Origin of the sequence: Rothia halotolerans (genome assembly GCF_004136635.1) — a bacterium.
GTDB classification, from domain to species: Bacteria; Actinomycetota; Actinomycetes; order Actinomycetales; family Micrococcaceae; genus Rothia; species Rothia halotolerans.
In genome coordinates this window covers 26224-39054 of record NZ_NOIU01000002.1, presented here as the reverse complement: position 1 = coordinate 39054, position 12831 = coordinate 26224, and the positions used below count along the sequence as shown (strand labels likewise).

General features: G+C 70.3%; 12 protein-coding genes, 1 tRNA gene and 1 pseudogene. 5 read left to right on the top strand and 9 right to left on the bottom strand.

Annotated features, from left to right (window positions below):
• Positions 1–74 precede the first annotated feature (74 nt).
• Positions 75–1304 (top strand): NAD(P)-binding domain-containing protein, encoded by a 1230-nt coding sequence (locus EWV39_RS05190; protein WP_129657486.1) that lies wholly within the window; start codon positions 75–77, stop codon positions 1302–1304.
• A 27-nt stretch (positions 1305–1331) separates the two neighbouring features.
• Here the strand turns inward: EWV39_RS05190 and EWV39_RS05185 are convergent, their stop codons facing one another.
• Positions 1332–1688, bottom strand: a complete 357-nt coding sequence (locus tag EWV39_RS05185) for a hypothetical protein (protein ID WP_129657484.1) — start codon at positions 1686–1688, stop codon at positions 1332–1334.
• 74 nt (positions 1689–1762) lie between these two features.
• Here EWV39_RS05185 and EWV39_RS05180 point away from each other — a divergent pair, with 74 nt between their 5' ends.
• Complete coding sequence (locus tag EWV39_RS05180) at positions 1763–2296, top strand: helix-turn-helix domain-containing protein (protein WP_165313163.1); 534 nt, start codon at positions 1763–1765, stop codon at positions 2294–2296.
• Positions 2297–2320: 24 nt separating this feature from the next.
• Here EWV39_RS05180 and EWV39_RS05175 read toward each other — a convergent pair whose 3' ends face one another.
• A complete protein-coding gene (locus tag EWV39_RS05175; protein ID WP_129657480.1) occupies positions 2321–3133 on the bottom strand; it encodes an alpha/beta hydrolase in 813 nt (270 codons plus the stop codon).
• A gap of 336 nt (positions 3134–3469) precedes the next feature.
• On the opposite strand from EWV39_RS05175, the gene EWV39_RS05170 reads away from it, so the two are divergent.
• The 3 genes from EWV39_RS05170 to EWV39_RS05160 all read left to right on the top strand — a co-directional run bounded on the left by EWV39_RS05170 (position 3470) and on the right by EWV39_RS05160 (position 5489).
• On the top strand, positions 3470–4270 hold the full coding sequence (locus EWV39_RS05170) for a helix-turn-helix domain-containing protein (RefSeq protein WP_129657478.1): 801 nt from the start codon (positions 3470–3472) through the stop codon (positions 4268–4270).
• The gene (locus EWV39_RS05165) at positions 4267–4821 is read left to right on the top strand and encodes a TIGR03086 family metal-binding protein (protein WP_129657476.1); all 555 of its coding nucleotides are present in this window, start codon (positions 4267–4269) and stop codon (positions 4819–4821) included. The genes EWV39_RS05170 and EWV39_RS05165 overlap by 4 nt, the downstream gene beginning before the upstream one ends.
• A gap of 257 nt (positions 4822–5078) precedes the next feature.
• Positions 5079–5489 carry a VOC family protein gene (locus EWV39_RS05160; protein WP_129657474.1) on the top strand — a complete coding sequence of 137 codons (411 nt, stop codon included), beginning with the start codon at positions 5079–5081 and terminating at the stop codon, positions 5487–5489.
• Between the two features lie 57 nt (positions 5490–5546).
• Here EWV39_RS05160 and EWV39_RS05155 read toward each other — a convergent pair whose 3' ends face one another.
• The 7 genes and pseudogenes from EWV39_RS05155 to EWV39_RS05125 form a co-directional block, all read right to left on the bottom strand.
• The gene (locus EWV39_RS05155) at positions 5547–6671 is read right to left on the bottom strand and encodes a polysaccharide deacetylase family protein (protein WP_129657472.1); all 1125 of its coding nucleotides are present in this window, start codon (positions 6669–6671) and stop codon (positions 5547–5549) included.
• A gap of 496 nt (positions 6672–7167) precedes the next feature.
• The gene (locus EWV39_RS05150) at positions 7168–7524 is read right to left on the bottom strand and encodes a VOC family protein (protein ID WP_129657470.1); all 357 of its coding nucleotides are present in this window, start codon (positions 7522–7524) and stop codon (positions 7168–7170) included.
• A 133-nt stretch (positions 7525–7657) separates the two neighbouring features.
• A tRNA-Pro gene (locus tag EWV39_RS05145) sits at positions 7658–7731 on the bottom strand.
• A gap of 275 nt (positions 7732–8006) precedes the next feature.
• Positions 8007–9581 carry a ribosome biogenesis GTPase Der gene (der, locus tag EWV39_RS05140; RefSeq protein ID WP_129657468.1) on the bottom strand — a complete coding sequence of 525 codons (1575 nt, stop codon included), beginning with the start codon at positions 9579–9581 and terminating at the stop codon, positions 8007–8009.
• Positions 9582–9802: 221 nt separating this feature from the next.
• A pseudogene (gene cmk, locus EWV39_RS05135) lies at positions 9803–10564 on the bottom strand ((d)CMP kinase); the annotation flags it as partial.
• Between the two features lie 43 nt (positions 10565–10607).
• The gene (locus tag EWV39_RS05130) at positions 10608–11747 is read right to left on the bottom strand and encodes a prephenate dehydrogenase (RefSeq protein ID WP_129657466.1); all 1140 of its coding nucleotides are present in this window, start codon (positions 11745–11747) and stop codon (positions 10608–10610) included.
• Positions 11744–12808 carry a pseudouridine synthase gene (locus EWV39_RS05125; protein ID WP_129657464.1) on the bottom strand — a complete coding sequence of 355 codons (1065 nt, stop codon included), beginning with the start codon at positions 12806–12808 and terminating at the stop codon, positions 11744–11746. Before EWV39_RS05125 ends, EWV39_RS05130 begins: the two co-directional genes overlap by 4 nt.
• Between the last annotated feature and the right edge of the window lie 23 nt (positions 12809–12831).

Here is a 12831-nt window from a genome sequence, read left to right as displayed (position 1 = left end):
CTCCCCGTCGCCGAATAGTTGATGTGTCAACTATCCCCTCCTATGATGGACGCGTCGACGAAGGAGGCTCCGGAATGCTTCGAGCCGAGGGCGGCCGAGGGGCCAGCACCGCGCCCGCCGGGGAGGACGCGGTCCGGTTCGCGAGCGTCGTCGTCATCGGGGCGGGACAGGCGGGCCTCTCGGCCGGGCATCACCTGGCCCGGCACGGGTACGCGAGTGCGCTGACGGATCCGGGGGCGGAGCGCAGCTTCGTGATCCTCGACGCCGAGCGCTCGGCCGGCGGCGCGTGGCAGCACCGCTGGAGGTCGCTCACGATGGAGACGGTCAACGGCATCTTCGACCTGCCCGGCTTCCCCAAGCCTCCCATCGACGCCGCCGAGCCCAGCCGCGACGCCGTCCCCCGCTACTTCGCCGCCTTCGAGGAGCACGCCGGCCTGCCGATCCTGCGCCCGGTCGCCGTCACGGCCGTCCGGCGGGTGCCCGCCGAAGGTGGCGGGGCCGCGTCGGCTTCCCCAGCGGTCTCCCGGGAAAGCGGTGAGGACGCCTCCCCCGCCAACCCCCTCGACGTCGAGACCACAGCCGGCCGCTGGCGGACCCGGGCCGTCATCAACGCCACCGGCACGTGGGGCAACCCGGTCCTCCCCCGCTACCCGGGGCAGGAGACCTTCCGGGGGCGGCAGCTGCACACCCGCGACTACGTCTCGGCCGAGGAGTTCGCGGGGCTCCGGGTCGCCGTCGTCGGGGGCGGGATCTCGGCCCTGCAGCAGCTCGAGGAGATCTCCCGCGTCGCCACCGTCCTCTGGTACACCCGCCGCGAGCCGGTGTTCCGGGAGGGGAGCTTCCGCCCGGAGGCCGAGGGCCGCGAGGTCATCGAGAAGGTCGCCGACGACGCCGCGGCGGGGAACCCCACGGGCAGCGTCGTCTCCTACACCGGCCTGCTCTGGACCCCGTACGCCCTGGCCGCACGACGCCGGGGCGCCCTGGACCGCCGGCCGATGTTCGCCGCGATCGAGCCGCACGGCGTCCGCGAGGCGGACGGCTCCTTCACCTCCGTCGACGTCATCCTCTGGGCCACGGGGTTCAAGGCCGCGCTCTCCCATCTGGACCCGCTGGGGCTGCGCAACGAGCGCGGCGGGATCGCCCTGCGGGGCACGCAGGTCGCCGGGGAGCCCCGGGTGCACCTCATCGGCTACGGCCCCTCGCAGTCCACGGTGGGAGCCAATCGGGCGGGACGGGACGCGGTCCGGGCGGTGGACCGGCATCTCGGTGCGCAGCCTGCGCCTCAGCCGGCGGCGTCGCGGTAGGAGCTGCGTCCCGAAGGCGGGCCGGCCTCACGCCCGCGCGTCAGGAATCACTCGCGCGATGCCCTCAGCCTCGGCGGTGCTCAGCAGGATCTCGTCGAACCCGGTCTCGGCCCTGTCGACCTGCAGACGCAGCAGGGGCACGCCTCGCTTCATCGACACCAGCCGGCGCGTTCCCGAAGGGTGCGTGAAGGTGCCCAGCTTGCGATACCCCGAGACCGCCAGTCCCGAGCGCACGCCGAGGACCTCCGACGTCCACCCGGGCTCGGCACGCGCTGAGCGGATCGCGTCCCGCGGCAGGAAGAGGGCGCTCCGCCCGGCCATCAGGGCCTCCCAGGCGGGGAACCGTATGCTCAGGCCCTTCGGGTCTTCGTCGATCTGCGTCATCGCCCTCACCTCTGCTTGAATGGGAACGTCGTAGTAAGAATATTATCATGGTGATAACGATGAAAGGAAGACCGATGCCCGCAGATCGTCCGATCGCAGACGTCGTGCTGCACCCGGTCCGCATGAAGATCATCCAGCAGCTGGGCGGACGGAGCATGACGACGGCTCAGCTGCGCCAGGCGCTGCCGGAGGTCAAGCAGGCCACCTTGTACCGGCACGTCTCGGCACTCCTCGAGGCGGAGCTCCTGACCGTCGTCGAGGAACGGCAGGTGCGCGGCGCCGTCGAGCGGACCCTCGCCCTGGGCGAGCGGATGGCGCACGTGGATCAGGAGGAGCTGCGCGCGATGGACGAGGTCCAGCTCCGCTCGGCGTTCACGACCTTCCTCAGCGGGCTGTCGAACGACTTCGAGCGCTTCCTCGAGGAGGGGAACCTCGAGGCCCGCGATTTCCTCGGGTTCACACGCGCGCCGGTCTACCTGGACGAGCAGGACATCGCGGCCCTCCAGGCAGAATTCAACGAGATGCTCGCTCCCTATCTGCAGGAGCGCAGGGCGGGGCAGCGCCGCATCAGCCTGGCGACCGTGCTCATCCCCGAGGCGGACAGCTGAGCGCGGGGGCCGCCGCCTCCAGGGTCAGGCCCGTCCCACCCCGTTGTCGTTCAGGGCGTTCTCGAGCAGCTGGGGGATGTCGTAGGCGAGGTGGTCCCCGCTGATGGTGATGGTCCGGGTCTTCGTGAAGCCCGCCTTACGATAGGCCTGCACGCCTTCCGCCGCGGCGGCGGAGGCGGACCAGGTGGGAGGGCTGGTGGCCCCCACCTTGTCCTTGGTGCCGACGATCCATCGCATCGGGATCCGCTTGACCGCTGCGGGCGCGGCGGTCTCCAGGCCGTAGGAGCCGCCCCCGCCGATGATCACGGCACCGCCGCCCTTGATCCAGCTCTGCCGGTCCGAGAACACCTCGTAGCTGATGAACTCCGCCCCGCCGGAGTAGCCGCAGAACCAGAGGCGGGTGGCGTCCAGGCCGTGCTTGGCGATGAGGTTCTGCGCCAGCGCCCGAAACCAGTCGCCATTGCGGTCGATGTCTTCCCACCAGGTCATCCCCTCGCCGCTGGCGTCCTTGTCCGGGGAGACCACCGCCACCAGGATCATGTTGCGCCAGTTGGCGTGCTCCGCCATCTTCAGCATGTCCGGATGGGAGGGGTTGTGGATCCGCGAGTTCTTCTTGGTCCGGTGGTCGCCGTCGAAGTAGAAGACGACGCCGACCCGCTTGGTCCACACGACGCCCTTCGCATAGACGTGGTACTGGCTGGTCACGCTACGGCTGGTGAAGCTGAAGTAGGTGCCGTGGGCATGGGGCGTGGCCGCCGTGGCGGGCGCGCCGCCGATCGCTGCGAGCGCCACCCCGGCTGCGGTCGCGCTGAGGAGGCTGCGACGCCGGATCGTCATGAGGTGTTCCCTTCTCGGTGTTCTCGGTGGTGCGGAGGCGGCGACCGCATCCCGCTCCGCCGCGATGCCGACGCGGTCCGAGGAGGTTCGTCTCCCAGACCCGGTGTCTCCCCGGCTCGGCTTCCGCCCGGCCCGGTCCTGCATCTGCCCCGAGCCCGAGGGCGCCGGGGCCCGAGCGTGGGAAGATCAGATGCCCGCCACGTCGTGAGTAGGACGGCGCGGTAAAGATACGCCGTCCTGCGTATTGCATCGTACCGGCAGGTGTACTTGTGAGTACCGATCTCCCCCATGGCGCTCCCCACACTTCCCTCCCGCAGCGCACGTACGATGAGCACCATGTTGCGCACCGGTTGGTACGACCCCGTGGAGCCTCCCGAGGACTGCCTGCGCCTGCTGCTGTGCGCCTGGACGGCCGAGCCGACGGGGAAGCACCTCCTGGTGCCCGACGCCTGCTGCGATCTGCTGTGGCTCTCCTCGGGCCGCTTCCTCTTCTGCGGGCCGGAGACCACGGCCTGGTCCTTCGAGCTGCCGCCCGGTACCACGGCGGTCGGCGTCCGCTTCCGCCCGGGCGTCCCCTCCGCCCTGTTCGGGCTCGACCTCTCGCGGTTCCGCGAGGAGCGCGTCGACGCCGCGGAGATCCTGGGCGAGGAGACCGCGGCGAGCTGGGCCCGGCGGATCGAGGCCACGGATGGCCTCGCCCCTCGGCGGGACGCGCTGACCGCCCTCCTCCTCGATCATTGCGCCGCCGGCGAGCCCGATCCTTTCGCCGAAGCGGTCCTCTCCCGGCTGACCGCCGCACCACACGAGGACGTGCGCGAACTCGCCGCGGCTCTGGCCATCCACCCGCGCACCCTGCACCGACGCTGCCTGCGCCTGTTCGGCTACGCGCCCTCCACGCTGGGCCGCCTGGTGAGGCTGCAGCGTTTCCTCGCCCTCGCCGCGACCGAGAGCCGGCCGACGTTGGCGGGGCTCGCGGTGGGCGCGGGATACGTCGACCAGGCGCACCTGGGCCGCGAGTGCCGCCGCATCACCGGCAAGGCCCCCGCGGCGCTGCTCTCCGACTACTTCTCGACGTTCCCCGACATGTCCGATCCGTACAAGAGCGGCCGTCGGTTCGGTGCTTCGATGAAGCCATGAACACCACGGACACCCCCATCACCGACCGCTACCACCGCCTCTCCCGCCAGCTCTCGGCGGCCCTCGACGACGTCCCCGCCGACGCCTGGTCCGCACCCGCCCCGTGCGAGGGCTGGGACGCCCAGGGCGTGCTGCGGCACGTCGTGGAGACGAACCGCGACTTCCTGGGCCGGCACGTCGAGCTCGGACCCGCCTCCGGCGAGCTGCGCGCCGACTGGGAGGCCGTGCGCGCACTCACCCAGACGATCCTGGACGACGGCCGCGGCGAGGAGACCTTCCAGGGATTCTTCGGCCCCACGACCATCGCCGAGGTTATCGACCGCTTCTACGGCATGGACCTCCTCGTCCACCGCTGGGACATCGCCCGGGCCGCCGGCCTGACGGAGCACCAGGCTCTCGACGACGCCGACGCCGCCCACTACCTGGAGGTCGCGCGCTCCTTCGGCGACGCCCTGCGGATGGACGGGGTCTGCGGGCCGGAGCTTCCGGCCCCCGAGGACGCGACGGCGGGCGAGCGGCTCCTCGCCTTCCTCGGCCGGGAGCCGCGCTGAGCGTTCCGCTTCCTGCTGGACCCCGTATGCGGAAGCCGCTGCCCGGCGAGGACGTCGTCGTCCGCCACACGCCGCCGGCCGCGCTTCCCTCACATCATCCGTCATCCGCGTGGCCGAGGGTAGGGCCTCCGGTAGGCTCGTTCGCAGCGGAGCCGATCACCGCGACGCCGGGCGCGCAGACGGCGCCTGGCGCTTCCGAGCTCCGCCGGCGCTCCAGCGCCCGCGTCACGGAGCAAGAACGCACCAGGAGGCAGACCATGCGATTCTCAGACCGGTACCCCATCGTCGTCACCACGCAGAAGGACGCCTCCCGCGACTTCTGGTCCGGAGTCCTGGGCTTCATGGTGACCTTCGACAGCTCCTGGTTCAGCCTGCTCGTCGCGGAGGACGGCACCGCCTCGATCGCCTTCATGACCCCGGACCACCCCTCCTCCCCGCCCGGTGCGGAGACGTTCGGCGGGACCGGCCTGTGCTTCGAGCTGGAGGTCGAGGACGCCCAGGCCGCCCACGACCTGCTGTCCGAGAGCGGGCTGGCGGTGTCCTACCCGCTCACCGACGAGCCGTTCGGCCAGCGCCGATTCGGGTTCGCCGATCCCTCCGGCCTGTGGGTGGACGTCGTCGAGCAGATCGAGCCCCGGCAGGGCTTCTGGGACAGGTACATGAGATGATCGCGGGCCGGCCCCGCCGCACTGGGAAGAGGAGGGCAGCAGCGCCCATCTTCTCCGTCACAGACGCGCCGCAGACAGCTGATACGGGGAGAGCGCGACGAGCTCACCGGCGTCGCATTTGGCGGCGACGTAGGCGATCACTCCCTCGACGACTGCCGGGGAGACGAACCCGGTCTTGCCGATGTTCTGCGGATGCATCATCAGCACCAGGCCGGTCTTCCCCTTAATCGCGGCATCGACCTGGTCCTTCACACCGGCGAGAGTGGCTTTCTCCCACGAGTAGTGGCTGAGGCCCTGCCGGACCACGCCATCGAGCTGACGCTGCACCGTCCCCGGACGATACCCCGAGGAGACAGCGTGATTCGCCAGGATCAGCTGCCCGGCGACGGTCGCACTGAAGGACTTCAGGTTCCTGCCGGCGTTGAACCCATTGTATCCCGTCCCGCCCACGCCGGGGATCATGAACCCGTCGATGGTGGCGGCGGGAAGCTGAGCACGGAGCTCTTCCAGGCCACGGACGATCTCGTCGACCAGCTGCTCCTCGTTCGCAGCATCCTTGTGGGTGGCACCGTGGGCCCAGTACTCGATGCGGTCAGTGGTCACCCACGCATTGGCCTCGGTCTGGGTGACGCCGGCGTTGTTCGGGTTCGCCCAGGTCCGGGAGTTCATCGCGATCCCGGCCGGCAGCTGGTGCTGTCGCAGGAGCGGCAGGACGATCTCTTTGAAGTTGGTCAGCCCGTGGTCGAAGCGGAACGCTACAGCCCCCTTGCCGCCGGTGGAGACGTTGTACCGGCGAGTGAAGTCCTGGACGAGGATCTCGTTGCGGAGAGCCGCTGTCTCAGGACGGTCCGTGGTGGTCGACGTCGAGTTCTCCTCGCCGTCTCCGCCGGATGCTCCGTCGACTCGCTCCCAGGGCGTCCAGCGGGCGGCGGTGACCATGGTGCGCCGCCAGACAGCAGGATCATCAACATCCCGCTCATACACGAGCTGGGTGACGCCGGCGGACCCAGCCGCCCCTGAGAGAACCTCCACGACGGCGCTGCGCGCTGGCTGCGGATAGTTGATCAGGGATTCGGCCACGGCGATGGTGGGCACATAGTACAGTCCGGAATTGTCAGCATTCCGGAGAGTGTCCATGTCCGTACCTTCGGCCATGACCTGGCCGATGTTCTTTGTCTCCAACTGACTCTTGACCTCCGTGATGTCGCTGCCCAGCCCAGCGGAGTATCACCCATCCGGGTCGAGACAACCGCGTCCCCCGCTCATCGAAGATCTGGCATCCTCGTGGGTACAGATGTGAACCTCATTAATTTTACCCGTCTTCCCTGCAATTCCGAACAGGAACCGACCGTTTTTGCTGCCTTGTCATCGAGGAAATCCCGTGCAATCTCGTGCCCCTGAGGAGGGGGTGAACAACACCGCAAAAACCGCCGGATCCAGGGCGATCCGGGTCCCGGGAACCGCGGGGAAGCAGTCTCACTTCTCAGAGACGTTTGCAGTCGGGCAGAGCCAGGCATCAATTCGCAGGGTCGAGACCGACTCCTCGGGGAATGCCAGGATGGGTGCGGCCGCATTCGGCGATCTCCAACCATTCACCGTCGTGGAGGAGGTCGATCTGCGACCGTGCAGGGATGCACAGTCGCAGATCGATGCGCCCCGCGTCGCTTTCCCCCGCCTCTCAGAATCTGGAGGACGTGTGCGTCCCGACGTTGATCACGCTGCCCTGCGAGTCCCGGTAGAAGAAGCGGGTCACTCCCCACGGCTCGTCGGTGAGCGGGTGCACGATCTGCAGCCCCGCCGCGCGGACCCGCCGCAGGGCCTCCTCCACGTCGTCGACGAAGACCGAGACGGCGGGAGGGACCGGCGCCGAGGCGTCCGCCGTCATGAGGCTGAGCTGGTGGCCGGCGGCGTCGCCGAGCGTCACGATCCACCCGTGGTCCATGAGCACCTCGAAGCCCAGCACCTCCCGATGCTCGGACACCGCCCGCGGCAGATCGGCGACGACGAGGTTCGGCACGACACGTTGTACCTGCATAGCCTGCATCATAGTCTTCCCGTCTCGCGCTGACGGCCAGAACGAACCTTGTAACTTGTTTGTGCATCGCTGTTTCGACACGAAAAAGACCGGCTCCACTAAGCGTTTAACCTAGTCAGAGCCGGCCTGCTCGTCGGGTTGACAGGATTTGAACCTGCGACCCCCTGACCCCCAGTCAGGTGCGCTACCAAGCTGCGCCACAACCCGAAACCGTACCCCGGATCTCCCCCCGGGCACTCGATAGATATTACATCATCCCGCCGCTGTTCGCACATCCGGAGGAACGATCCCCTACCGCGCCGCACGTTGACAGTCCGGAGCCACATCGGAGAGCAGCGGAACCGGCTCGGACCGCGCCCGCCAGGACGCCGCCCCGAACCACGCCAGCCGCGTGGAAAGGACGACGCCGGGGCCGCACCAGCAGCAGCAGGCACGGCCCCGGCGTCGTCATCCATCGGCGGCGTCGCCGTCCCCCGTCGGCGTCAGCGCCGCTTGGAGGCCCCGCCGCGCCCGCCGCCCTCTCGGGTCAGGGAGCGCCGCTCGCGCACGCGCATGGTGACCTCGATCGGGGTGCCCTCGAAGTCGAAGGTCTCCCGGAGGCGGCGGGTGATGAAGCGGCGGTACCCCGGATCCAGGAATCCGGTGGTGAACAGCACGAACTTCGGCGGCCGCGAGGAGACCTGCGTGCCGAACAGGATGCGGGGCTGCTTGCCGCCGCGCACCGGGTGCGGGTGCGCGGCCACGATCTCGCCCAGGAACGCGTTGAGACGCCCGGTGGGGATGCGCGAGTCCCAGGACTCCAGGGACTTCAGCAGCGCCGGCACCAGCTTGTCCTTGTGCCAGCCGGTCTTCGCCGAGATGTTCACGCGCGGGGCCCAGGCCACGTGCGCGAGGTCCCGGTCGATCTCCCGCTCCAGCTCGTACCGGCGCTCCTCGTCCAGGGTGTCCCACTTGTTGAAGGCGAGCACCATGGCGCGGCCGGACTCGATGCCCAGCTGGAGGATCCGCACGTCCTGCTCGGACAGCGGCTCGGAGACGTCCAGCAGCACCACGGCCACCTCGGAGCGCTCCAACGCCGTCTGCGTCCGCAGCGAGGCGTAGAACTCCGCGCCCTTGGCCATGTGCTGACGACGCCGGATGCCGGCGGTGTCCACGAAGCGGAACGGCACGCCGCCGAGCTCCACGAGCTCGTCCACCGGGTCGCGGGTGGTCCCGGCGAGGTCGTTGACCACGGCCCGGTCCTCCCCCGCCAGCTTGTTCAGCAGCGAGGACTTGCCGGTGTTCGGGCGGCCGATCAGGGCCACCCGCCGCGGCCCCTCGTACTGCTCGGGCTCGGCGTACTGCGAGTGCTCGGGCATGACCTTCAGCATCTCGTCCAGCATGTCCGCGATGCCGCGGCCGTGCACGCCGGAGACCGGGTGCGGCTCACCCATGCCCAGGCCCCACAGCGCGGCGGCCTCGGGCTCCTGGTAGGCGTCGTCGATCTTGTTCGCGGCCAGGATCAGGGGCTTCCTCACCCGGCGTAGCATCTGCACGATCGCCTCGTCCATCGCGGTGATGCCCACCAGGGCGTCGACCACGAGGATCACGACGTCGGCGTGGGCCACCGCCAGCTCGGCCTGCGCGGCCACCTGGGCGTTGATGCCCTTGGCGTCCGACTCCCAGCCGCCGGTGTCCACCAGGGTGAAGGTCTTGTCGTTCCACTCGGCCGGGTAGAACACCCGGTCCCGGGTCACGCCGGGCTTGTCCTCCACGACCGCCTCGCGGCGGCCGAGGATCCGGTTGATGATGGTGGACTTGCCCACGTTCGGGCGGCCCACCACGGCCACCACCGGGTCGGGCTCGGCCGTGCGCTCGACGCCGGTCTCGAAGCCCCAGTCCAGCAGGAGCTCGCGGTCCTCCTCGTCGAGCTCGTACTCGTCCAGGCCGGCGCGCAGGGCCTCGGCGCGCTGCTCGGCGTCGTCCTCGTCCAGCTCGGCCATGTAGTCGGCGAGGCGATCCTCCTCGCCCTGGTTCCCGAGGTACTTCTCCTCGTACTCGTCGTGCATGGGGTTCATCCGTCCTCGCCGCTCTTCTCGTGGGCGCCGTCCTCGCCGGCGCCGGTGTCTTCCTGCTCGCCGGGCTTCGCCCCGGGCTCGTGCTCCTCGCCGGGCTCGGTGCCGGCCTCGTCCTCGCGCTCCGTCCGCTCCCCGGAGTCCTCGTTCCGCTCCTCCGAGTCCCCGGAGTCCTGCTCCGCGCGCTCGGCGGCGTCCGCCTCGGCCTGCACCTGCTCGGCGGACCGGCGGATCACGTCCATCACGGCGTCGACGGTCTCGTCGAAGTCCAGCTCGGTCGAGTCCACCAGGGTCACGCCCTCGGCGGCCTCGGTGAAGTTCACGACGCGGGAGTCGGCGGCGTCGCGCTCGGAGACCTGCGTGGTCATCTGCTCCTCGGAGCGGTCCCCGCCCAGCTGCTCGTTGCGGCGGGCCATCCGGGCCTCCTCGCTCGCGGTGAGCAGGATGCGGGCGGTGGCGTCGGGGGCGACGACGGTGGTGATGTCCCGCCCCTCGGCGACGATCCGGTTACCGCTGGACTCGATCTCCACCTGCTGGCGGGCCACCAGCACCGCCCGCGCCCGCTGGTTCTTCGCGACCGCGGAGACGCTCTCGGAGATCCGGTCCTCCCGGATGGCCTCCTCGACGTCGGTGCCGGCGACCATCAGCGAGGGACGACGCGGATCGGTCCCGATCTGCAGGTCCAGCTGGTCCGCGGCCGTCCCCACGGCCTCCTCGTCCTGAAGGTCGACGCCGGCCTCGAGGCACCACCAGGTCAGCGCCCGGTACATGGCCCCGGTGTCCAGGAAGGCCAGCCCGAGGCGCCGGGCCACCTCCCGGGAGACCGAGGACTTCCCCGACCCGGAGGGCCCGTCGATCGCGACGACCAGCTCCGAGCGCCGCTGCTCTGCCGCCTCGGCGTCCTGGAACTGCTCCCGCGCCGGGGCGGCGGGTGCCGCGGCCTCGGCCAGGATCGACTCGTTGTTATCGGTCACGGTGTCCTCCATCGTGTACGGGTGTAGCGGCCGCACGGGCGTGCGGCCGCTCGAGTTACTTGACGATCTTCCATCCGCGCGCGTCCAGCTCCTCCACGAGCCGGTCGTGGGCGGTGGGAACCACGGCTACCTCGACCATACCCACTGGCTGGCCCGGGGAGTGCTCCATCCGCAGGTCCTCGATGTTCACGCCGATCTCGCCGATCTCCGTGAGCAGCCGGGCGATCTGCCCGGGGGTGTCGTCCACGAGGATCGTCAGCTCGGAGAACGCCTTCGGCGCGCCGCCGTGCTTGCCCGGGATCCGGGCGACGCCGGCGTTGCCCTCGCTCATCAGCTGGGCGATGTCCAGCCGGGCGCCGTCGGCCGTGGGGGCCTCCAGCGTGCCGATCAGCCGGTCCAGGTCCTCCCGGACGCCGTAGAGGGTCTCGACGACGGGCCGGGCGTTGGCCGAGAGGATCTGCACCCACAGCCCGGGCTCCGAGCCGGCGATCCGCGTCGTGTCCCGCAGCCCCTGGCCCGCGAGCCCCAGCGCCTCGAGCGGGGTCTGGCGCAGGCGGGAGGCCAGCAGCGAGGACATCACCTGCGGCACGTGGGAGATCAGCGCGACCGTCGCGTCGTGCTCCTGCGCGTCGAGGTAGGTGACGATCGAGCCGAGGTCCGTGGCCAGCCCGTGGGCCAGGCGCACGGTCTCGGGCGCGACGGCGTCGTGCTCGCAGATGACCCACGGCCGGGAGGTGAACAGCTCGCCGCGCGCCGCGACCGGCCCCGACTTCTCGCGCCCGGACATCGGGTGCGTGCCGACGTAGCGGCTCACGTCCTCGCCGGAGGCCTCGACCTCGGCGAGGATCGGGACCTTGACCGAGGCGATGTCGATGACCCGCGCCGCCGGGTATTCCCGCAGGCAGCGGATGACGGTGGCGGCGGCGACGTCGGGCGGGGTCGCCACGACGATCAGCTGCGGGTCCACCCGCTCGCGCGCGGCCTCCTCGCCCTCCTCTCTGACGAGCCGGGAGAGGGAGCGGCCGGCGCCGATGTCGGCGGCGACCGCCTCGGTGGTCGGGGAGATGTCCCAGACCCAGGTCTCGACCCCCTGCACCGCGAGCCCCAGGCCCACGGAGGAGCCCAGCAGCCCGGCGCCGATGACCAGGACCGGTCCGGAGACGGTCGCCGCCTTGCGGGCCGGCACCCCGGTCACATCCCCACGGAGGTCAGCAGCTGGCTGATCTCGACCTTGGAGAGGTTCCGGACGGTGCCCTGCTTCTGCGAGCCGATGCGCAGCGGGCCCATCTCGGTGCGGACCAGCTTCTCCACGGGGTGGCCGACGGCCTCGAAGAGCCGCCGGACGATCCGGTTGCGCCCGGTGTGGAGGGTGACCTCGATCAGCAGGTGGCCCGGCGTGGAGTCCACCAGCTTGAAGTCGTCCACGCGCGCGACGCCGTCCTCCAGCCGGATCCCCTTCTTCATCTCGGCGCCGACGCCGTGCTCCATCGGCCCGCGCACCTGCACGAGGTACTTCTTGGGCACCTCGTAGGAGGGGTGGGTCAGCCGGTTGGCGAGCTCGCCGTCGTTGGTCAACAGCAGGAGCCCCTCGGTGGCGACGTCGAGCCGTCCCACGTGGAAGATCCGCTCGTGGCGCTGCGGGTTCAGGTAGTCCGAGATGCAGGGGCGCCCCTCGGGGTCCTCCATCGTGGCGAGCACGCCCTCGGGCTTGTTGAAGGCGTAGTAGACCTTCGACTCGTCGGTCTGGATGGTCACGCCGTCGACCTGGATCACGGCGTGGTCCGGGTCCACCCGCACGCCGAGCTCGACGACCAGCTCGCCGTCCACCGTGACCCGGCCCTCGGTGATCATCATCTCGCACACGCGCCGCGAGGCCACGCCGGCCTGGGCCATGAGCTTCTGCAGGCGGATGCCGTGCTCGTCGTGCACGTCCAGGCGATCCACCGGCGCCGCGCGGGGACGGCGGGGACGGTGCGGGCCGCTGTACTGCTCGCTGGTCCGGCGCTCCCCGCGCTCCCGGGCGAAGATCTTGCCGGACTGGCCCTTCCGGGCCTTGAACTTCTTCTTGTCGCTCTTGTTGGCGCCGGACTTGACCTCCGGCTGGGGTCCGCGCGCGCCCGGGCGTCCGGGCCGCTGCGGCTTCTGGTAGTCCTTGGACGTCCCACCCCGGGCGGAGGGCTTCCCCTGCCGGGAGCGCGGGCCCTTGCCCGCGCCGTTGCTGCCGGAGTTCTGACGTCCCGTCGATCTGTTGGCCATATTCGTTCAATCCTCGGAAATGA